We start from the raw sequence: 20,295 nt of genomic DNA, 5'->3' as shown, positions 1-20,295 counted from the left end.
GCGGTTTTAGAGATCGAAATTTCGCGGCAGCAAAGGCGGAACTGATCCCTGATCCCTGACTCCTGATCTCTGAGGAATAGAAATGGCTCAAATCAAGGCAGACGAAATTACACAGCTACTGCGCGAGCAGATCGCAAACTACGACTCCAAGGTGCAGGTCGACGAAGTCGGCACAATCACCTCGCTCGGCGACGGCATCGCGCGCATTCATGGCCTCGACAAGGTCATGTCCGGCGAGCTGCTCAGCTTCCCGCATAACATCGCGGGCCTCGCGCTCTCGCTTGAAGAAGATCAGGTCGGCGCCGTCATCATGGGCGACTATACCGAGCTCAAGGAAGGCGACGAGGTCAAGCGTACCGGCAAAATTCTCTCCGTGCCGGTCGGCGATGCCATGATCGGCCGCGTCGTGAACTCGCTCGGCCAGCCGATTGACGACAAGGGCCCCATCGCCACCACATCCACGCTGCCCGTCGAGCGTCTCGCTCCCGGAATCATTGACCGCCAGCCTGTCCGTGAGCCTATGGCCACCGGCCTCAAGGCCATCGACGCCATGATTCCCATCGGCCGCGGCCAGCGCGAGCTCATCATCGGCGACCGCCAGACCGGCAAGACCGCCGTGCTGCTCGACACCATCATCAACAACGCCAAGAACGACCTCGTCTGCATTTACTGCGCCATCGGTCAGAAGCGTTCGTCCGTCGCGCAGGTCGTACAGACACTCACAGAAGCCGGCGCCATGGGCCACACCATCATCGTCGTCGCATCGGCCTCTGAGCCTGCTCCCATGCTCTACCTCGCTCCCTACGCCGCCACGGCCATGGGTGAGTACTTCCGCGACAACGGCAAGCACGCGCTTGTGATGTATGACGATCTCTCCAAGCACGCTATGGCCTACCGCGAAATCTCGCTGCTCCTGCGCCGTCCACCGGGCCGCGAAGCCTATCCCGGCGATGTCTTCTATCTCCACTCGCGCCTCCTTGAGCGCTCTTCCAAAATGAGCAAAGAGCGCGGCGGCGGCTCACTCACCGCTCTGCCCGTCATTGAGACACAGGCTGGTGACGTCTCGGCCTACATTCCGACCAACGTCATCTCCATCACCGACGGTCAGATATTTCTTGAAACCGACCTCTTCAACTCCGGCGTCCGTCCAGCCGTCAACGTCGGTCTCTCGGTCTCCCGCGTCGGCTTCTCGGCAGCCATCAAGGCCGTCAAGCAGGTCGGTTCCACGCTCAAGCTCGATCTCGCCCAGTACCGCGAGCTGGCCGCCTTCGCGCAGTTCGGCTCCGACCTCGATCCGCTCACGCAGAAGCAGCTCAACCGCGGCCAGCGCCTCACGGAACTCCTCAAGCAGCCCCAGTTCCAGCCGCTCACCTGGCAGCAGATGGCGATTGTGCTTTTTACCGGCACGCAGGGCTACCTGGACGATCTCAAGATCAACGAAATCCGCCCCTTTGAAGACGGCCTGTACAAGTATTTCGAGTCCGCGCAGTCGGCTCTAGTCCAGTCCCTGACGGAAAAGAAGCAGATCGACGACGACATCCGCGCCGGGCTGCACGCAGCTCTCAAGGAATACAAGGAAAACTTCAAGGCCACGCAAAAGGAAGCGGTCACCGCGTAACGGAAGACTATGGCAAACGTACTTGATCTCCGACGGCGCATCCGCAGCGTGAAAAACACGCGCCAGATCACCAAGGCCATGAAGATGGTCTCGGCGGCCAAGCTGCGCCGCGCGCAGGAGCGCATGGTCTCCGCGCGTCCCTATGCCCAGATGATTGCCAGCGTCCTTGAATCGCTCACGCGCCGCATCGACATCTTTGACGAGCAGACCGGCAACCTCGCGCATCCGCTCTTTGCCGTCCGCCAGGAGAAGCGCGTTCTCCTCGTTGTCATCAGCGGCGATAAGGGCTTCGCCGGAGCATTCAACTCCAACATCCTCAAGGCGGCCTTTAATTTCATCGAAGGCGCCGAAGCCGGCAAAGAGATTGACATCGAAGCCGTAGGCCGCAAGGCCCGCGACCTGCTCCGCCGCCGCTTTCCCGCAGCCGAGTACACCGAGGCCACCGAGGAAACCCGCTCGACGCGCCAGTCCCGCAAGGGCCGCGTCGAGGTGACCGGAGACCATCCCGGCATGTTGCTCAAGCTTGAGTCCGACCGCGTCCTGGAACTGGCCAAAAGCATCATCGACCGCTACGTGCATGAAGAGATAGACGCCGCTTACATCGTCTACAACGAGTTCAAGTCGGTTATTCAGCAGCGCGTCGTCGTCGAAAAGATTCTCCCGCTCATCAAGATCGGAGACCAGCAGATCACCGAGTCGGCAGAGCCCACCGCGGAAGAACGCGCGCGTGCCGGTCAGGCCGCTGCCACTTCCGGCGTGCCTCTCACAGAGGCCGATACCCACGAGGCCGAAGAGGAAGACAAAAAATTCGGCACCGCCAACGTTGACTACATCTATGAGCAGCCACCGGCTGAGCTTTTTGAAGCGCTGCTCCCACGCTACATCGCGGCTATGCTCTTCCACGCCATGACGGAGTCCGTTGCGGCAGAGCACGCCGCTCGCATGACGGCCATGGATTCGGCCACCAACAACGCATCCGACATGATCGACTCGCTCACGCTGCACATGAACCGCGTGCGCCAGGCCGCCATCACCAAGGAAATCATCGAAATCGTTTCAGGCGCCGCGGCGCTCTAGGGTTTGTAACAGGGCACGGCTTTAGCCGTGCCGAAGCAACACAAAGTTTCGTAACAGGGCACGACTTTAGCCGTGCCAAAAGCAAGCACAAAGTTTTGTAACAGGGCACGACTTCAGTCGTGCCAAAAGCAAGCACAAAGTTTTGTAACAGGGCACGACTTCAGCCGTGCCAAAAGCAACACAAAGTTTCGTAACAGGGCACGACTTCAGTCGTGCCAAAAGCAAGCACAAAGTTTTGTAACAGGGCACGACTTCAGTCGTGCCGCAAACACAGCAATAAAGTACGCGGGCTTTAGCCCCTGAGGGATGCGCCCTCAGACAAGAAGGCAAAAAATGGCAGAAAACATTGGCAAGGTAATCCAGATCTCCGGTCCCGCGGTGGACGTGCAGTTTGAAGAAGCAACCATGCCGCCCATCTATCAGGCGCTGCGCGTCATCAGCGACGGCTTCACTGTCCCCACGCCCATCAACGTCGTCCTTGAGGTCCAGCAGCACCTCGGCGAAGGCCGCGTCCGCACCGTCGCCATGGAAGCCACGGACGGAATGGTCCGCGGCATGAAGGCCATCGACCTCGGCGGCCCCATCAGCGTTCCCGTCGGCAAGGAGACTCTCGGCCGCGTGCTCAACGTCATCGGCGAGCCGGTTGACGACCTCGGCCCCGTCGGCGAAAAGCTCCGCCGTCCCATCCACCGTCCTGCGCCGCTCTTTGACGAGCAGTCCACGCATGAGGAGATGTTTGAGACCGGCATCAAGGTCATCGATCTCATCCAGCCCTTCCTGAAGGGTGGCAAGATCGGCCTCTTCGGCGGCGCCGGCGTCGGCAAGACCGTCGTCATCATGGAGCTCATCAATAACGTCGCCAAGAACCACGGCGGCTACTCGGTCTTCGCCGGCGTCGGCGAGCGCACCCGCGAGGGCAACGATCTCTGGCTCGAAATGACCGAGTCCGGCGTCATCAAGCCCGGCAAGTGGGAAGAGTCCAAGTGCGCCCTGGTCTACGGCCAGATGACCGAGCCGCCCGGAGCGCGTCTCCGCGTGGCGCTCACCGGCCTCACCGTCGCCGAGTACTTCCGCGATGAAGAAGGCGCGGACACGCTGCTCTTCATCGACAACATCTTCCGCTTCACGCAGGCCGGTTCTGAGGTCTCCACGCTTCTCGGCCGCATGCCCTCCGCCGTGGGCTATCAGCCCAACCTCGCCACGGAAATGGGCGAGCTGCAGGAGCGCATCACGTCTACCAGCAAAGGCTCCGTCACCTCCGTGCAGGCCGTTTACGTGCCCGCCGACGACTTGACCGACCCCGCGCCGGCAACCACCTTCGCTCACCTCGACGCCACCACCGTGTTGAGCCGTCCGCTCTCTGAGCTTGGCATCTATCCCGCCGTCGATCCGCTCGCCTCCACCTCGCGCATTCTCTCGGCGCGCATCGTGGGCGATGAGCACTACGACGTAGCCCAGGGCGTAAAGAAAATTCTGCAGCGCTACAAGGATCTGCAGGACATCATCGCCATCCTTGGTATCGACGAGCTTTCCGAAGAAGACAAGCTCACCGTCAACCGCGCCCGCAAGGTGCAGAAATTCCTTTCGCAGCCCTTCCACGTGGCCGAGCAGTTCACCGGCATCCCCGGCAAGTACGTCAAGATCCCTGACACGGTCCGCAGCTTCAAGGGCATCATCGAAGGCAAGTACGACGACATCCCCGAGCAGGCCTTCTACATGCAGGGTTCCATCGAAGACGTGCTCGCCAAGGCCGAGTCGCTCAAAGCAACGGCGTAAAAGCAGAGATCAGGGGTCAGAGATCAGGGATCAGTAGGTTCGCAGCAAGCGCAAGTTTCTTCTGACCCCTGACCCCTGATCCCTGGCGACTGAAAGGAGCCGCATGGCAGATTCAACCAATCAACTCCGCGTCCGTCTCGTCACCCCGGAGCGCGTCCTCTTTGAGTCCACCGCCGCAGCCGTCGAGCTGCCCGGCCGCACCGGTTATATGGAAGTGCTCTACGGCCACGCGCCGCTGCTCACGGAACTTGGCGCCGGCGACGTGCGCCTCCACGGTGCTCCAGAAGGCGATGCAATCTACAACGTAAGCTGGGGCTTTGCGGAAGTGCTTCCTGAGCGCGTGACCATCCTTGCGAACGATGCTCTCAAGCCCTCTGAGATCGACGTCAAGCGCGCCAACGAGCAGCTCGAACGCGGCCACAAGCTCTGGAATGAAGCCGGCGACAGCGAAGAAGCCTACGACAAATCCCTCGAAGTCATCGCCGAAGCCGAAGCCAAGCTCGCCACCGCCGCAGAAAAGCACTAAGTTGTATGCAATCCAACAAAAAGCCCCGCTCTCGCAGCAGGGCTTTTCGTTTATGTATTGAACGCGAGAAAATCTACTGCTTCAGCACCCAGCTCGCAATCTTGTCCAGCACAGCAGGCGAGATCGTCTCCTCAATCTCCACATATTCGCTCGGCGCTCCTGACTTCGCTGTCTGAAAAAGATGGTTCAACCCCGGCAGCTCATCAATCTCGTAATGCTTGTTGCCGCCCTCTTCAAGCGCCTTGCGAATCGCCGGCAGGTTCTGCTTCGGAGGCACCTGTAGATCGAGTGAGCCATTCAGCGCCAGCACCGGGCACTGCACCTTACGCAGCGACGTCGCCGGATCGTAGGTAAAAAAGTACCGGAACCACACCGATGTCAGTTCCTTCACCATCGTGCCGACCTGCGCTTGCGGAACCTCGCTGCCCATCTTTGCGCGAACTTCTTTTTCTACAACCGCATCGTCCTTTTCCCGCTCCACCAGCTCGATGAACGCCTTTTCGCGAACCGCCTGCCTGTCCACTTCATCCGGCGGCAAGCCCATGACAATCGCAATCAGCCGGTGCTGCTCCACCAGAAGCTGATCCCCCGGCACGCCGGGCCCGGCCATCAGCACAATAAAATCCACGCTTTTGTTCCGCGCTGCGACAATCGGCGCAATCGCGCCACCCTCGCTGTGCCCAATCAGCCCAATGTGATGCGGATCGGCCTCGGAGCGTGTCTTCAAAAAACGCAGCGCCGCCTCGGCATCGTTGGCAAAATCCGCGGTCGTCGCCAGCGGGTATTTCCCGGTAGATTTCCCCACTCCGCGTTTGTCGTAGCGCAGAACAACAATGCCTTTCCGCGTCAGGTAGTCGGAAAGTACAAGAAATGGCTTGTGCTCCAGCAGCGTCTCATCGCGGTCATTCGGGCCGGAGCCGCCGATCAGCACCACCGCCGGAAACGGCCCGTTACCCTGCGGAACGGTCAGCGTCCCGGCAAGCGTGACTCCCGCCGCGAGACCGGGGAAGGTCACATCCTCCTCGTGGTAGGGGTACGGCTTCACCGGATTCTGCGGCCTGCGCCGCTCCAGCTCCGACTGATCCTTGACGCGCTTGAGCGAAAGAGCCAGCGGGGTGCCGAGTTGGGTAAAAGTGCCGTCCATGTTTGAGCCATCGGCACTCAGCTTGCCCTCATAAGAGCCTTTCAGCACCTTGAACTCCATCGTCAATGAACCGCCGCTTTGTGTAACGCTGTCGGCGGTAATCCATTGCTGGCTTTGGTCCGGACTCTGTAACTGCGCCGTCAGCCCCGCGGAGCCATTCGCAATCTTGATAATGATGCGCAGGTCGAACGCGCCCGTATTGATCGATCCGGTCCAGGTTCCGGCAATCGAAGTCCCCGTAATCGACGCATCGTTTGCTGCCGCGGAAGCCGGAGGCTTTTCTCCGGAGGTCTGAGTTTGAGCGCTGCCCGATGAAACAAGCAGGGCCATAAGAACAGTGAGAAAAGAAAAACGACCAAGCGCCTTCGACATATTGCCCCCATGTTTCTGACTTAGTGTACGATTGCGCCTGCCGCGCAATTCCGATCTTGCTACACACGCCCTGTGCAAGGCGGCGGCGGAAAGCCTACAATTCTTCTTGCAATGGCTAAAAACGAAGACAAAACGCTGGAAGTCGCCTGCCCGGATTGCGGAGCCATGATCCGCATCGATGCCTCCACCGGAAGCGTCATCAGTCACACGCCCGCGCCGCGCAAGCGCACCTTTGAGGACCTCGAAACCGCTGCCCGCGCCATGCGCGAACAGGATGAGCGCAAGGAATCCATCTTCCGCCAGAGCGTTGACGCCGAGCGCAACAAGGCCGATCTGCTGGAAAAGAAGTTTGCTGAAGCTCTTCGCAAGGCCAAGGACGCCCCCGAAGGCAGGCCTCTGCGCGAGTTCGACCTGGATTGAGAAAGTCTGGATTAAGAAATTCAGGATTGAGAAGCTGGGACTGAGAAACTGGACTGAGAAAACTATCTGTCCGTGGAATGAATCTACTTAAACGCGGAGCAAATTTTATAGCAGGAGAAATCCCATGAGCGTCATTCCCATACCCCGCCAGCCAAACTCTGCGCCCGGCACGGAGAACCAGCCCTCACCCACGTTGCGCCTTGCCGCCGGCGGAACGCTCTTGGCAGGCGCGGTGCTCCTGCTGGCAGGCCAGCGCAAGGCAGGCCTGGCCCTGACCGCCGCCGGAACTGCCCTCACGCTGCTCCATGAGAAGGAAACCACTCTACGCTGGTGGGCGGCTCTGCCTGTTGTGATGAGTAGCGCCCAGCGCATCATCGGCAAGGCGCAAACTGCCATGGACGAGCTGGATGCGCACCGCCAGAAACTCCGCGGCCTGGTCCGCAGATAACTTTCGCAGATAACGTCCGCAGATAGCTGGTCCGCAGGTAGCCGACCTTCAGATACCGAGCTGCCGCCGTCCCGCCTCGCTGATGCGGTGCGGAGTCCACTTCGGCTCCCACACCAGGTTCATATCTACTTTTGAGATGTCCGGAATCGCCATCAGCCGGTTGTGAACCTGCTCAAAGATGAGTCCGCTTGCCGGGCAGGCCTGCGTAGTCAAAGTCATAGTAACTTTGACATGCTGCCGTGGCCACTTGGGCGTGGAGTACGGATCAGGCGCAGTTTCAATGCCGTAAATAAGCCCGAGATCGACAAGATTCAGCTTCACTTCAGGATCAAAGCAATCCCGCAACGCGGTCAGGATTTCAGCGTCTGACAACATGGCTGCTAATTCTGCCGTTCCACCAGGTAGCGCGCCACAGACTTCAGCCCATCCGCCTGGCTGCCAAATGGCGCAAGCGCGGCAAAGGCCTCATCAATCAGCGTAGCCGCATCCCGTTGGCTCTGCTCAATGCCATATATCGCCGGCCAAGTCGCCTTTTCAACCGCGAGATCCTTGCCGGCGGTCTTGCCCAGATGCTCGGAATCCACCGTCATGTCCAGCACATCGTCCACAATCTGAAAAGCCAGCCCTGCCTTGCGCCCAAAGGTATCCAGCGCCGCAGCTTCCGCAGCAGTTGCTCCGGCATACACGCCGCCCGCCACCACGCTCACGCGAATCAAAGCTCCGGTCTTGGCCCTGTGAATTGCTTCCACCAGCTCCGGCGTAGGCTTCGAGTGTTCGCTCTCGATATCCAGCACCTGTCCGCCAATCATGCCATCCACCGTGCCCACCGCATTCGATACCAGCCGCATGATCTGCACGGCAGCCTCTGCCGCAACCGGCAGATTCGCCAGTACCTCAAACGCCCGCGTCTGCAGCGCATCTCCGGCCAGAATCGCAATCGCTTCGCCAAAGACCACATGGCATGTGGGCTTACCTCGCCGCAGATCGTCATTATCCAGCGCCGGCAGGTCGTCATGAATCAGCGAATAGGTGTGCAGCATCTCAAGCGCTGCGCCAAGCTGAGCAATTCCATCAGGCAGCTTGCCCGCAACGGCCACAGCCGCCTGCATCGCCAGCACCGGCCGCAGCCGCTTTCCTCCGGCAAAGGTCGAGTGGCGCATCGCGCCATGTATCGACGCGGGAACCGTCTCCGCGCTGGGCAAAAGCGTCTCAAGCGCGCGATCCGTCAGCTCCGCGCCTTCCTGAATCAGTGATTTCACATCCGTGGGCATCTCAGTCATGATAAACGAACGGAATGTAAATCGCAGTGAGCTACGTCCGTCGTCCGGAACGCCGCCCTCGCTGCTCCACAAACGCCAAACCACCGGCCCCCAGCAATGCGACCAGACTGATCCAGCGCCCCAGCTTCACATCCGGCGTCGTCGTCCAATCCATCGTCACATCCAAAAATCCCGCCGGAACCGGAACCACCATCAATCCATCGTCACGGTTCCCTTGGTCCGTCACCGGCGCGGCATTCACGCGTACGTTCCACGCCGGATAACGCCGCAGCCGCAACACCAGGTAGCCCGCATGAGACGCCATGCCTCGCACGCGATGGTGCTCCTCGCCGCCTGTCGCAATGACCGGAAACGGATCGCAGCTTCCTTGCTCGGCACGCCACGCCGGTTGCGGATCGTCCGCGTCCGGCTCACCCAGTTCTGTCGTCGCATCGCTCACCAGGCATGCTACCGGCAGCTTCTGAGCCACCAGCGTATTGTCCGCGCCCTGCGGCGCATATTCGTCCGTGCCGATAAACCCCTGTCCCTGTTCATACACATGCGTCATTCCGGCAACGGAATCCTCATCGTCGCAAACCTGCTGAAAGCGCGTTCCCGCAAACCAAGCCACCCCTGCGAACGCCGCGGCGCTAACACAAACCAGCGTGATGCGGCCACGCTGTGTCTGCGGCCACACGGAGCATGCAAGAAAGATGCCAAGCGGCGCTTCCAGAACCACCAGCCAGCGCCACGGAAACTGCAAAAAACCGAGCTTCGGCAGCAGGTTCCATACCGGCAATGAAATGGGAAGCTGCAGAAACAGCACCGCAAGCGGAATCAACGCGAGCGGAAGCCAGACCTTGCGCTCGCCGGGCATTCTCTTCCGCAGGATGCAAATCAGAAAGCCCAGGCCGAACATCACAAGCATGGTCGCGGTAACAAGCGAGGTCTTATATAGCTCGACGTCATGATCCTTCAGCGCCGCGCTCGCGTGACGCGCAAAGATAAAGCTGTTTTGCACCTGCAGGCCAGGATCGTTGACGGCCTCCCGAATATCGGCCCAGCGCTGCTCCACCGCCGCGGGAACCAGATAGAACGCAGCCAGCCCCAAACCGAGAGCAACCGCAACCGTGGCGCGCAGCACCGGCGTCCAACGCCTCCGCATCACGGCCAGCACAATCGCAAACGCAGCCAGCAGATAACAGACCATCACGCCAACAGGCGCATTCGCCAGCCATGAAGCGGCAATGGTCAGAGCCAGCCACAGAGTGGACCGCTTCTGCCGCATCGCAAACAGCAGCGCCAGCGGAATCGTGCATCCCCCCACCAGCTCCCCGTATGCCGATCGCTCATACACGCAGAAGAGCGCATAGCCTGAAAAAATCGCCAGGCATCCGGCCAGAGTTGCTGCGCCTTCCGTCAGCATCTGCCGCGCCAATGCGCGTACCCCCAGGCCGGTCCCAAGGAGTAAAAGAAACGTCAGAGCCACCGGTGCAGCCTGCCAGCCCAACACGGCTCCAAGAGCCGCACCCAGCATCCATGTCAGCGGAGGATAAAACAGGAACCGCGGCTCACCCGCGCCAAAATTCGGGCTCGAAGTCCAGTGCGGATACAAGACTCCATTCCGCCACGCCTCGCGAGCATCCATCCAGCTCGCGAGATGAAAATCGAAGTCATGCCCACAGGAGAACCCGCGCAGTAGCAGCGGCGCCGTCGCAACTGCGGCAGCAAGAATCATCAACGCGATGCCACTATCCCACCCTTGCACAAAAATGCCGCGCAAGGATGATGCACCCGCCTTTCCCGACCCCTGATCCCTGACCCCTGACCCCTGACCCCTGATCCCTGACCCCTGTTTTTTCACGGCTCAAGCCGCAGCGTATGCCGCGCATTCGCTGCCACCGCCGCCTCCGTAAATGGCAGCGCAAAGGTCGTTCCGCCGTAATAATCCTTCCACTGGTCACGGAAGTATTCGCTGTATGGATTGCCGCTCTCGCCCAGTGAAATGTTTTCGGTCGATCCGTCGATGCTGCTCCAGTCCATGGTGAACCGCTGTGAAGGGCCAAATGCTTTGCCCACCTGCTTCACCGTTGTGCCGCCGCCGCTGAGCGGCAGCGCGCCGGTGCCGGCGATGTCGGTTATCCACGGCAGAAACGGGTGCAGCGGATGCTCAATGTCGATTACGTGCCAGCTTCCATAAGTCCATTTGCTCAGGTCGGCCGGTGCGTTGCTGTTCTTCAGACCGCGCCGCACCGCTTCGGTCAGCACATCGTCCCAGGTCTTGTACCCCCTGGGGAGCCAGTCTGCTTCGCCGTGCATCACAATCTCTTCCTGAGCAAAGCTTCTCTCTGACCAGCGGTAATCCGCCGTGAGGTCGCCCAATTTCGGTTCGAGAATCAGCGGCCACAGCGCGTCGCGCGCTTTGGTGACGACCGTTGCCGCTGCTGAATCTATCGTCATCTTTCCATCCCAGCTTCTAAGAAGGTCCGCGGCTTGCTTCAGCCTTTTGTCATTTGGCGCTGAGTGGTCCAGCGCGTATGCAAACCTGTGTCCTATCTCCTGGTCTACTTCGCTGTAGATGTCCGTCTGCACCGCCAGCATATCGGCAGGCGTCAACTTATCGCGCCCTTGCAGCAGCTTGTAGATGCGCTCCGCGCGATATGGGTCCGCCCATTCGAGTGTGAGTTTGTACGGCGATTTGTCGGTGGTCACATTCGCATTCGCAGTTGCCAGAAAACCGCTTGGAGGATCGACGGAGTTGGGTAACTGATCGAAGGGGATGTATCCGGCCCATTCATTCTGTCCATTGTGAATGGCTATGCCTGTCAATCCTGCCGGGCGCACCGGCACCTTCCCGATCGCGTGATACGCCACGTGCCCCGCGTCGTCCGCGTACACCACGTTCTGCGTTGGCCAGCTCCATTGCTGTAACGCCGCGGAAAACTCGTTCCAGTTCGTTGCCGTGTTCATTTCGTAAATCGGCAGGGAGTTCAACGCGGGATCATATAACGTCCACTTCAGCGCAAGTGGTCTTTTCTCACTCTTCAAGAGGGGATTCAGCAGCGGCCCATGAGCTGTCTCCTGCACATCCACTATCACATCCGCCCCGCCGCGCACAGGAATCGTCTCGTGGCTCACATGCAGCGGCTCCCACGTTCCATCCGGAGCCTGATAGTTTCCCTTGCCGTCCAGCTTTTCTATGTACAGATCCTGCACATCCGCATACAGCGCCGTAAATCCCCACGCAACGTGTTCGTTGTGTCCTTCAATCACGTATGGCATTCCCGGCAGCGTCACGCCCGCCGCATGGTATCCGGGAGCCTTCAGGTCCGCCATGTACCAGATATTCGGCACCGTGATGCCCAGGTGCATGTCATTCGCCAGCAGCGGCTTTCCGCTCGCCGTGTGTGTGCCTGCAACCACCCAGTTGTTCGAGCCAACTCCGCATGCATCGCAGTCCGGCAATCCCAGCGTCTGGCGCAGCTCATGCACGCCCACCGCCGCTGTCGTGCTGTCATCATCGTCATCCTTCGCCGCCGGTGGAACCGGCTGCGGCTTGGTCATATCGACCACTTCTCCCGTCGGCGGCCTGTCGCGCCACGAGCCTACGGGATACAGATCCGCCTCCAGCTTCGCTGCATTTGGCAGCTTGCTCAACTTCGCCGAAATCGCGTCGTGAACCAGCTTCGTATCCCAGTGCGAGTCGAGATCGCTGATCATCATTGTGCCGATGAGGATCGAATCTTCCCCTGTCCACTGCCTCGGCGAGTAATGCAGCAGCTCGAACTCGGCGGGAAGGGATTCGCCGTGTTGCGCGATGAACAGATTCACCCCCCGCGCGTATGCTTCCAGGCCAGACTTCTCATTCGCGGAGAGGCCCGCATAGATCCGATGCGCCGCTCTGCGAAATCCCAGCACCCTCTGCGCCTTGTCGTGTACCAAAAGCGATCCGCCCAGTATTTCGGCCAGCTCGCCGCCTGCGTGACGCCGGTACAGGTCCATCTGCCACAAACGGTCCTGCGCCGTAATGTATCCCTGTGCCGTGAAAAGATCGTCCTGCGTAGCCGCCTCAATGTGCGGCACGCCGTGCGCATCTCTCCGCACCGTCACCGGCGCGCTCACCGCGCCACTCAGATGAATCTCGCCATCGAGCTGCGGCAATGCCGCCTTTGCCGCGCTGCGCAGCCACAACGCGCCTCCTGCTGCGGCCAGCGCCACAAGAAAAATCAGCGCTGAAAGGGCATACAGAACAAATCGCAGCCGGCGGAACCGCTTGCGGCGCGAAGCAAATGGGGGAACGGGTGTGGAAGCGGCGAAATCCATGCTGGCCATAGGTCACTGACAGAATACCGCGCAGGCGAAACCTCGCCCGTCCAATTCCGCCGGAATCGCATTTCGCAGCCTTCGCGCAATTTTCTTTCTATAATTCCCCAGAATTCCTCTAAACTACACGGCAAGCCTCTTCCAGCGTTTTTCTCGCGCGTAAACGTAGTTCTCATTGGCCTTGTGCCACGTCTAATAAGACGGAACACAAGCCCGAATCCTCTACCATCACGCGGCCCCACAGCCGCAAGGGAGTACACGCCGCATCATGAGCGATTCCATCGAACCCACTCCATACAGCACGCCGGTCGCGCTTATTGTCGCCGTCGTAGCCGCGCTTCTTGCCGCCCTGGGCGGCCTTGCCTGGTCTTACAGCCTCAGCGGCAAGCTCGTCACCACGCAGGCCGACCTCGTTGACGCCAGGCAGAAGAATGTCCAGCTCGCCGCCGATCTCCGCGAGACCAACGCGCGCCTCCGCGTCACCAGCGAAGAGACCGCGCAATCGCTCGGTCTTACGCAGAAGCAGATGGACGCGCGCGCCCAGCAGATCATCGTCCGCGAGCAGGCCGAAAACAAGCGTCTTGAAGCAGAGCAGCAGCAGACCGCCCAGCAGGTGACCGCCGTACAGACCGATGTATCGACGGTCAAGACGGATGTGGGCGGCGTGAAAACCGACGTCGCCAAGACGCAGACCGATCTCGCCGGCGCCATCACCCAGCTCCAGAGCATGAAGGGCGATCTTAGCGATCACTCCAGCCTCATTGCGCGCAATCGCGACGAGCTTGAAGTCCTCAAGCACAAGGGCGACCGCAACTACTACGAGTTCACCCTCAACAAAGGCGATAAAAAGCCTGTCGGAACCGTCAGCATCGAGCTTAAAAAGACTGACACCAAGAAGGCACGTTTCACCCTCATCGTTTACGCCGATGACATGAAATACGAAAAGAAGGACCGCAACGTCAACGAGCCGCTCCAGTTTTACAGCGGCAAGGATCGCGGCCTGTTTGAGATTGTGGTAAACACCCTCAACTCAAAGAACGCGATCTCCGGTTATCTTTCCACGCCCAAGACCAGCCCCGCTCCGGCGGGATTGTAATAGCGGAGGGCAGGCGACAGTTCGCAGCAAGTGCTGCCGCCTGCCGGCAGTGTCTCAATTTGAATTGCTTTGAAATGGCAAGGCTTTACAGCTTACGGAAAAACTCAAATCGGACCGGCTTTGTATCAGGGCACGAGTTTACTCGTGCCGTAACTATCGCAAAAACGTGTCCGGGCTTTAGGGAAACTCTGATTAAGTGGCACGAACGGTAGTAGGTCACGGCTTCAGCCGTGACATAAATGCAGCAAAATCAATGCGGCTTTAGCCGCTGAGGTATGCTTCACGGACTTAATCAGACCTTCCTTAGCCCCCGAGGGATGCATTTGCAGCGTCTGACGAATCGACTTCGGCTTGCTTTGTAACAGGGCACGACTTTAGTCGTGCCGAACGGCCATAAAAATGAAATTGGGCTTTAGCCCCTGACGCGGTTTCTTCAAACTGAGTCACTGCCTCACTGCACATTCACCCTCATCGGGCCCGGCAAAATCAGGTCCGGCTGATATTGCAGGCTCACCGTATAGTTCATTCCCTTGTTCGCAGTCCACTCCGCTTGCGTCAGCCGGAAGGCTGCCACAATGTCGCCTTCCAGGGTCTGCCCCGGCGCAATCGTTATATCTCCGGGCAGAGGCGTGCCATGCAGAACTGCCAGGTCCGGGTTTGCCTGGAATAGCCGCTCATAATCATGCGGAATCGCTGCATAGCTTGTGTGGATTCCATCGTCCAGCGTCACATTGGTCATGATCTGGCGCACAAACAGCGGATTCTTGCTCTGATTATGTACCTGGATGTGGCTGAAGACCAGCACCTGGTCGAAGGGCTCCTTCGGCATCGGATTGCCCGCCGCATCCATTCCGCTCGACTCGTGATGGACAAAATGCACCGTAGCGCGCGCCACCTGTCCCGTGGCCGCAGGCATCTCTTTCGTCACCAATGCGTACGCCGCTACGGCAATTGAAACTACAATCGCCGCAATCGCTGCGGCCCACACAATATGGCTGCTGCCGCGAGTAAAATCCTCGCCGCGCGCCGCATCGTCCAGGTCAGGGGAGTTCTGCTGCAAAAGGCTCATGGCGAACCCATAATACGCCTCTTCGCCCAAAGCTGTACCGGCGTATGGAGGAAATCGGCTTGTGAGCCCCGCGCGGCAGACCTATCCCCAGCGCCCGCACATCCGGACGCACCGCAACATTGCCGCCGCATGGCGGCTCGGCTCACGCCGCGGTATGCTGCACGGCTGCGGCATCTCTCAGGCGAATCACTGCGTCGGCCTGAGCGCCCTTCTGACCCTGCACAATGTCGAACTCCACATCGTCGCCTTCTTTCAGGGTCTTGTAACCGTCCAACTGGATTGCCGAGTAATGCACGAACACATCGGGACCGTCATCGCGCCCAATGAATCCATAACCCTTGGCATTATTGAACCACTTCACTTTCCCTTTATGTTGAGCCACAGGAGGCTGCCTTCCTTGCGTCGTAATGAGAACTTCGCGAGCCGGGGGACAACTTCAATTCTGCCGGCGATGCTCTATTTCTACTGACGTTGCAGCCTGTTCAAAGGTTGATGAAAGGTTCCTCCGCGTGGTGCAGCAGGTGGGACGGCTCTGCTGCTTATTCCGCTAACGCCAAGAATTTACGCAAGATGAAATTTTCCTTCCCGCGCTACTTTTTCTTCAGCTTTCTGGCATAGAGCATCGTGCCCACCAGCGTCTTGCCGTCCTTGATCTCGCCCTTGGCAATCTTCTTCAGCAGCTCGGACAGCTTCACCAGCCGGAAGTCGATCTTCTCATCCTCTTCCGGATGCGCCTCGCCTGCAATCAGCCCCTCGGCCAGGTACAGCTTCATCGATTCGCCCAGAAAACCAGGGCTCGCCCAATACTCGATCAGCAGCTTCCACTTCTTCGCGCGATATCCGGTCTCTTCTTCCAGTTCCCTCTGCGCGCCCGTCAGCGGCTCCTCGCCGGCGTCCAGCTTGCCCGCCGGCAGCTCCCAAAGATATTGCCCCGCCGCATGCCGGTACTGCCGCTCGATCACCACCCACGGGTCCTTCTTGCTTTTGGAGGAATCGATGGCCAGAATCACCACGCTGCCGTTATGCCGCACCACCTCGCGCGTGCCTTCATTGCCATCCGGCTCCACAATGCGGTCGCGCGTCACGCGGAACAGCGGCCCCTGGTAAGCCACCTCCGAGCTGAGCACTTCTGCTACCTCCGCAGGCTTCTTCGTCGCCTTTTTCTTTTGCACTGCCGCCTTTTTTGCCATAGGTGTTCTCGTTCTCCTCCGCGCAAAATTCTCCGGTCACACCGAGTATACGCACTGATCCCTGACCCTCCCGTTCCTGGGTACTGGCTCAGTTTGAATTGTTTTGTAACAGGGCACGACTTGAGTCGTGCCGAAAATCCGGCTGATAAAGTCTTTGGGCTTTAGCCCCTGTGGGATGTTTTTCAAACTGAGCCACTACCCCGGCTCCTGGTCTCGGTATCCTGCCTTTCTGCATCCCACCCCCCTTCCGTGTCATCCTTATTTCAATCACGTCTGTTCAAAGGGTTCCCAGAAAAGTGTCCGCAGAGTCGACAATCGAGTGTCATCCCATCACCATCGCGCCCGGCGCATCCCGGCTCTTTGCGGATTTCTGTGCTGGAGCAAGCGAGGTGCGTCCTTTCTACGCCACAGCACTGGCCGGCAATTTCTGGCGGCAAGCCTCTGCCCGTCCCGCTCACTGGTCCCGCATTGTTGATCTTCTGGCGGCGCAGAATCCCTCAGCCGCCGCTTCCATCGCCGCTCTGCGCGCTGGCGCCGGAACAGTCCTCACCGGCCAGCAGGTCGGTCTCTTTGGTGGACCGCTTTTCACCGGCTTCAAGGCTGCCACCGCGCTGGCTCGCGCCCGCCAGGCCACAGTCTCAGGCCAGCCCCACGCAGCCATCTTCTGGCTTGCCAGTGAAGATCATGACTTCGCCGAGATCGATCACGTCACCTTCCCCGGCCGTCATGAGCTCAAAAAGCTCGTCTACTCCAGCAAGCCCTCCGCAGCCGTCCCCGTAGGCTCCATCGTCTTCGATGAAACCATCGCGCCTCTGCTGGACGAAGCCGCCGAATGGATCGGCTGGTCCGACGCTTTGGAAGCGCTCCAGGCCGCCTATCGCCCCGGCCGCACCTTTGCCCAGGCATTCGCGGACTTCTACTCCAAAGTCTTCGCCGCCCAGGGTCTTCTCGTCTTTGACGCCGCGTCTCCGGAAGTACACAATCTTGGCGCGCCGGTTCTGCTCGCCGCCATCGAGCGTGCCGATGAGCTGCACGCCGCGCTGCTCGACCGCAATCGCGCGCTGACGGAAGCCGGTTACCACGCCCAGGTTGCCGTCGGCGCTGGTTCCAGCCTGCTCTTTCTTATCGATTCGGAAAGTGGAGTACGCCAGTCTCTCAAGCGCACTCCGCCCACCGCCGCCGAGCCGAATGGCCTCTGGCAGGCGGGCCGCAATCGTTACTCCACCTCCGAGCTTGCCGGAATTCTCGCCTCGGAGCCGCATCGCATCTCACCCTCGGCGCTCCTGCGCCCTGTCTTTCAGGATTTCCTCTTCGGGACCTCGCTCACCATTGGCGGCCCGGCGGAGATTGCCTACTTCGCGCAATCTGCCGTCCTCTTCGAGCGCATCCTCATTCCGCTGGGAGGCCGCGTCACGCCTGTCCAGGCGCGATTTTCCGCCACGCTCATTGAGCCCGCCATTGGCGATCTGCTCCGCCGCCACGACCTTGCTCCCGAGCGCATCTTTTCGCAGACCAGAGACAGTCTGGCCCAGCTTCTTGCCGCCCGCGCCATGCCCATTGAAGGCAAGCGCAAGCTCGCCGCCGCCGGAAACGCCCTTGACGCCGAGCTGACCGAGGTCGAGGAGTGGATGAGCCGCCTCGACGAGGGCCTCGGCCGCTCCGCCCGCACCGCGGCCGGCAAAATGCGCTACCAGATGAACCGCCTGCGCCGTCTGGCCGCCGGCTTCCAGCTTGAAAAGGAGGCCGCGCTGGGCCGCCACGCGCAGACGATCGTGCAGGCGATCTTCCCCAATGGCGCGCCGCAGGAACGCGTCCACAGTGCCGCATACTACTTTGCCCGTCATGGCCTCGGGCTGGCCGAAGAGATGGTGACGCGCGCCTCCAGCGACAGCCCCGGCCACACGATGATCTGGCTCTGAGGGGCTCGCGTTCCGCGGTATGCCTGACCCGGCAAAGTCCACGTTACTTTCGTGCAAAATATCCTTCAGATAATTTGCATGGAATTACGCCCTTTTGTGCCATGCTCATAATAAGCGGCAAAACAGCGGCCCGATTCCAGGATGGAATCGGGCCATCTTGTTTTCCACAGGCCGGTCAGACCAGTCTTTTTGGAAACCCGGTAAGTCCTTTAAATCGGAAGAAAGCATAGAAAAGGCGAACAAAACCGTACGCGCTGAAAATGCGCATCAACTTGTTTATAATCAATAACCTGCACAACCTATGTTCAATTTGTTTTATTTTTTTGGTAACCATCTTCTGTTATTTAAATGGTAAACATAGTTCGTTTTTCTCTCCGCTAACTTGCTAACTCGCTATCGCGCGAAGCGCGGCTAACCCGCTAAAAAACAAGACCCAATGCTCAAGGCACCTCCAGAAGCGCAGTTTTGCGCCCAAAGACATCCAGGGAGTGATGCATATAAATCCCATACATCAAGGTCGCTTCACGCTCTTACGGAACTGTTCAATCACAGCATGTGCGGCGGTGGGCCAGGGAGTATCGGGCTGGCCAAAGTAGCTCTCTGACCAGATGAGCTGACCGGGATTTGACGAAGACGCCTTGTAATAGACATTGATGGTGGCTAGCTTGCGGTCGGAGGGACCGAAGTAGACGCCGCTCGGATCGGGGCTTGTGAGAACAAAGGCGAGATCGGCAGAGTCAGGCTGTACTGTCTTGCCGAGCGAAGCTGCAAGCTGCTGTAACTGCTTCGATGTGCCTGCGGCAAGCCGTGGAACCTGGATCGATATCGTCTTCGCAGTACGAAGGAGCTGGTCGAAGGTGTGACGGTCGCAGTCGTAGGTGTTTCCATGCTCCGTGCAGGCGTGGACCTCGATTTGCGTCTGGGCTGCTGGGGATTGCCGCGTTACGCCGCACAAAACTGCGGTCAACGTGATGACGATGATCCTTTTCATGATCGCTGCCCCCGGATTCGCGTGATTTGCTTCCGGCGTCAATCCATATCTTCTTGCGATTGACTGAAGAGAATGAGGGGAATTTCAACTTTTCCGAAGCAGATTCATGTTGGTCTTATCACATGAACGGTTGCCATTGAGTTCCCATTTTCGGTGCGACGAATTCCCCTTTCGGATTCTTTCTTCGCTCAATCACCGTCAGGAAAGGGTACTGATGGATTGCCTCGATCGCGTCCTGGATCGTGGTGGCGCGAGATGAGACAGCTTTCTCGTTCAAATTTGAATTAATTACAAGTTCGGACGCGTTCAAGTGCTGCTCAAGCCCCTGGACGTACGAAGCAAACCTATTAAATTCACCATGAATGTCTTCACATAGGTAAACTCCTCCCGGATTGAGATGTGGCAACATTTCTTCCAGGGTTACGATCTGTTGTTGTGGGGAATGTCCTCCGTCGTCGATCACGATGTCTACCATACCGACTTCCTGTTTAAATCGGTGCCAAAACTCCCGGTCGGCTTGGTCTCCGATGAATACGCGAATCGAACCGTTCTCGTATGATTTGCAGGCAGGTTCAATATCGACACCAACAATCTGACACTTCGGCCCAAAATAATCTTTCCACATCTGCAGGCTGCCGCCACTATAGATGCCGATCTCCACAATGGTGATGTCGCGGCCTCGAAAACTCCGGAAATGCCGCTCGTATATATCGAAATAGTGATCCCACTTAAAAATCCCGTGCCCTGTGTGGTGAGCCTTAAAGTATTCTTGCAGGTAATTCGAACCTGTATCCGGATATTCAGGTTTACCCGGATTAGCCGTCCACTGAATTTGATTGCGCCAGGCGAAATATCCGTTATAGAAGGCGAAGACGTGTTTCAAAAATTGTTTTGCACGCGGTGGAATCGCGGAAGTAATGCTTGATTTTAAGCTCGAAGTCATTAGCGGTAGGCTATCATAGCCTCTGCGATTCGCTGGCTTCAGGGAATGTCGTTGCCACTTCGATTCAGTTGACTAAATCAAGTTCTAGGTGCGGATCAAGGCCTGAGCGGATGTTGTTGGCGGT

18 protein-coding genes are annotated in these 20,295 nt (G+C 59.0%); 8 read left to right on the top strand and 10 right to left on the bottom strand.

From position 1 onward, the window contains the following. Positions 1-82 precede the first annotated feature (82 nt). From atpA to atpC, 4 genes are all read left to right on the top strand, one after another. Positions 83-1,618, top strand: a complete 1,536-nt coding sequence (gene atpA, locus ABSG47_RS03650) for a F0F1 ATP synthase subunit alpha (RefSeq protein WP_424166508.1) — start codon at positions 83-85, stop codon at positions 1,616-1,618. A gap of 9 nt (positions 1,619-1,627) precedes the next feature. Continuing rightward, on the top strand, positions 1,628-2,695 hold the full coding sequence (locus ABSG47_RS03645; RefSeq protein WP_424166506.1) for a F0F1 ATP synthase subunit gamma: 1,068 nt from the start codon (positions 1,628-1,630) through the stop codon (positions 2,693-2,695). A 333-nt stretch (positions 2,696-3,028) separates the two neighbouring features. After that, the gene (gene atpD / locus ABSG47_RS03640; protein ID WP_424166502.1) at positions 3,029-4,471 is read left to right on the top strand and encodes a F0F1 ATP synthase subunit beta; all 1,443 of its coding nucleotides are present in this window, start codon (positions 3,029-3,031) and stop codon (positions 4,469-4,471) included. Positions 4,472-4,574: 103 nt separating this feature from the next. Beyond that, positions 4,575-4,997, top strand: coding sequence for an ATP synthase F1 subunit epsilon (atpC, locus tag ABSG47_RS03635; RefSeq protein ID WP_424166500.1), 423 nt, complete (start codon positions 4,575-4,577; stop codon positions 4,995-4,997). 73 nt (positions 4,998-5,070) lie between these two features. Here atpC and ABSG47_RS03630 read toward each other — a convergent pair whose 3' ends face one another. After that, positions 5,071-6,513 (bottom strand): alpha/beta hydrolase family protein, encoded by a 1,443-nt coding sequence (locus ABSG47_RS03630; RefSeq protein WP_424166497.1) that lies wholly within the window; start codon positions 6,511-6,513, stop codon positions 5,071-5,073. 111 nt (positions 6,514-6,624) lie between these two features. Between ABSG47_RS03630 and ABSG47_RS03625 the strand changes: the two genes are divergently transcribed. Then, positions 6,625-6,933 (top strand): hypothetical protein, encoded by a 309-nt coding sequence (locus ABSG47_RS03625; RefSeq protein WP_424166495.1) that lies wholly within the window; start codon positions 6,625-6,627, stop codon positions 6,931-6,933. Between the two features lie 124 nt (positions 6,934-7,057). Continuing rightward, positions 7,058-7,381: a hypothetical protein gene (locus ABSG47_RS03620; RefSeq protein ID WP_424166492.1), complete on the top strand. Its 324-nt coding sequence runs from the start codon at positions 7,058-7,060 to the stop codon at positions 7,379-7,381. A 48-nt stretch (positions 7,382-7,429) separates the two neighbouring features. Here the strand turns inward: ABSG47_RS03620 and ABSG47_RS03615 are convergent, their stop codons facing one another. The 4 genes from ABSG47_RS03615 to ABSG47_RS03600 all read right to left on the bottom strand — a co-directional run bounded on the left by ABSG47_RS03615 (position 7,430) and on the right by ABSG47_RS03600 (position 12,972). Further along, positions 7,430-7,756: a metal-sulfur cluster assembly factor gene (locus ABSG47_RS03615; protein WP_424166490.1), complete on the bottom strand. Its 327-nt coding sequence runs from the start codon at positions 7,754-7,756 to the stop codon at positions 7,430-7,432. Positions 7,757-7,761: 5 nt separating this feature from the next. Next, positions 7,762-8,640 (bottom strand): polyprenyl synthetase family protein, encoded by an 879-nt coding sequence (locus tag ABSG47_RS03610; protein ID WP_424166487.1) that lies wholly within the window; start codon positions 8,638-8,640, stop codon positions 7,762-7,764. A gap of 52 nt (positions 8,641-8,692) precedes the next feature. Beyond that, a complete protein-coding gene (locus tag ABSG47_RS03605) occupies positions 8,693-10,378 on the bottom strand; it encodes a YfhO family protein (protein ID WP_424166547.1) in 1,686 nt (561 codons plus the stop codon). 122 nt (positions 10,379-10,500) lie between these two features. After that, complete coding sequence (locus ABSG47_RS03600; protein WP_424166484.1) at positions 10,501-12,972, bottom strand: penicillin acylase family protein; 2,472 nt, start codon at positions 12,970-12,972, stop codon at positions 10,501-10,503. Between the two features lie 259 nt (positions 12,973-13,231). Here ABSG47_RS03600 and ABSG47_RS03595 point away from each other — a divergent pair, with 259 nt between their 5' ends. After that, positions 13,232-14,059 (top strand): hypothetical protein, encoded by an 828-nt coding sequence (locus tag ABSG47_RS03595; protein ID WP_424166481.1) that lies wholly within the window; start codon positions 13,232-13,234, stop codon positions 14,057-14,059. A 451-nt stretch (positions 14,060-14,510) separates the two neighbouring features. On the opposite strand, the gene ABSG47_RS03590 is transcribed toward ABSG47_RS03595, so the two are convergent. From ABSG47_RS03590 to ABSG47_RS03580, 3 genes are all read right to left on the bottom strand, one after another. Beyond that, positions 14,511-15,128, bottom strand: a complete 618-nt coding sequence (locus ABSG47_RS03590; protein ID WP_424166479.1) for a hypothetical protein — start codon at positions 15,126-15,128, stop codon at positions 14,511-14,513. Positions 15,129-15,270: 142 nt separating this feature from the next. After that, the gene (locus tag ABSG47_RS03585) at positions 15,271-15,510 is read right to left on the bottom strand and encodes a cold shock domain-containing protein (protein ID WP_424166477.1); all 240 of its coding nucleotides are present in this window, start codon (positions 15,508-15,510) and stop codon (positions 15,271-15,273) included. Positions 15,511-15,718: 208 nt separating this feature from the next. Beyond that, entirely contained in the window at positions 15,719-16,318 is a 600-nt protein-coding gene (locus tag ABSG47_RS03580) for an NUDIX hydrolase (RefSeq protein ID WP_424166475.1), read from the bottom strand. A gap of 296 nt (positions 16,319-16,614) precedes the next feature. On the opposite strand from ABSG47_RS03580, the gene bshC reads away from it, so the two are divergent. Then, the gene (gene bshC, locus ABSG47_RS03575; protein ID WP_424166473.1) at positions 16,615-18,237 is read left to right on the top strand and encodes a bacillithiol biosynthesis cysteine-adding enzyme BshC; all 1,623 of its coding nucleotides are present in this window, start codon (positions 16,615-16,617) and stop codon (positions 18,235-18,237) included. A 511-nt stretch (positions 18,238-18,748) separates the two neighbouring features. Here bshC and ABSG47_RS03570 read toward each other — a convergent pair. Continuing rightward, positions 18,749-19,228 (bottom strand): hypothetical protein, encoded by a 480-nt coding sequence (locus tag ABSG47_RS03570; protein ID WP_424166470.1) that lies wholly within the window; start codon positions 19,226-19,228, stop codon positions 18,749-18,751. 118 nt (positions 19,229-19,346) lie between these two features. Continuing rightward, positions 19,347-20,171 carry a class I SAM-dependent methyltransferase gene (locus ABSG47_RS03565; RefSeq protein WP_424166467.1) on the bottom strand — a complete coding sequence of 275 codons (825 nt, stop codon included), beginning with the start codon at positions 20,169-20,171 and terminating at the stop codon, positions 19,347-19,349. Positions 20,172-20,295: the final 124 nt, after the last annotated feature.

The organism is Occallatibacter sp., from assembly GCF_049510455.1.
Classification (GTDB): Bacteria; Acidobacteriota; Terriglobia; order Terriglobales; family Acidobacteriaceae; genus Telmatobacter.
Note: the sequence above shows the minus strand (reverse complement) of the source record. Positions and strands in the feature narration are given on the sequence as shown.

Excerpts from the sequence above, each read along its gene's own strand:
- atpA (WP_424166508.1), top strand. The coding sequence starts at position 83 with ATGGCTCAAATCAAGGCAGACGAAATTACACAGCTACTGCGCGAGCAG.
- ABSG47_RS03645 (WP_424166506.1), top strand. The coding sequence starts at position 1,628 with ATGGCAAACGTACTTGATCTCCGACGGCGCATCCGCAGCGTGAAAAAC.
- atpD (WP_424166502.1), top strand. The coding sequence starts at position 3,029 with ATGGCAGAAAACATTGGCAAGGTAATCCAGATCTCCGGTCCCGCGGTG.
- atpC (WP_424166500.1), top strand. The coding sequence starts at position 4,575 with ATGGCAGATTCAACCAATCAACTCCGCGTCCGTCTCGTCACCCCGGAG.
- ABSG47_RS03630 (WP_424166497.1), bottom strand. The coding sequence starts at position 6,513 with ATGTCGAAGGCGCTTGGTCGTTTTTCTTTTCTCACTGTTCTTATGGCC.
- ABSG47_RS03625 (WP_424166495.1), top strand. The coding sequence starts at position 6,625 with ATGGCTAAAAACGAAGACAAAACGCTGGAAGTCGCCTGCCCGGATTGC.
- ABSG47_RS03620 (WP_424166492.1), top strand. The coding sequence starts at position 7,058 with ATGAGCGTCATTCCCATACCCCGCCAGCCAAACTCTGCGCCCGGCACG.
- ABSG47_RS03615 (WP_424166490.1), bottom strand. The coding sequence starts at position 7,756 with ATGTTGTCAGACGCTGAAATCCTGACCGCGTTGCGGGATTGCTTTGAT.
- ABSG47_RS03605 (WP_424166547.1), bottom strand. The coding sequence starts at position 10,378 with ATGATTCTTGCTGCCGCAGTTGCGACGGCGCCGCTGCTACTGCGCGGG.
- ABSG47_RS03600 (WP_424166484.1), bottom strand. The coding sequence starts at position 12,972 with ATGGCCAGCATGGATTTCGCCGCTTCCACACCCGTTCCCCCATTTGCT.
- ABSG47_RS03595 (WP_424166481.1), top strand. The coding sequence starts at position 13,232 with ATGAGCGATTCCATCGAACCCACTCCATACAGCACGCCGGTCGCGCTT.
- ABSG47_RS03590 (WP_424166479.1), bottom strand. The coding sequence starts at position 15,128 with ATGAGCCTTTTGCAGCAGAACTCCCCTGACCTGGACGATGCGGCGCGC.
- ABSG47_RS03580 (WP_424166475.1), bottom strand. The coding sequence starts at position 16,318 with ATGGCAAAAAAGGCGGCAGTGCAAAAGAAAAAGGCGACGAAGAAGCCT.
- ABSG47_RS03570 (WP_424166470.1), bottom strand. The coding sequence starts at position 19,228 with ATGAAAAGGATCATCGTCATCACGTTGACCGCAGTTTTGTGCGGCGTA.
- ABSG47_RS03565 (WP_424166467.1), bottom strand. The coding sequence starts at position 20,171 with ATGACTTCGAGCTTAAAATCAAGCATTACTTCCGCGATTCCACCGCGT.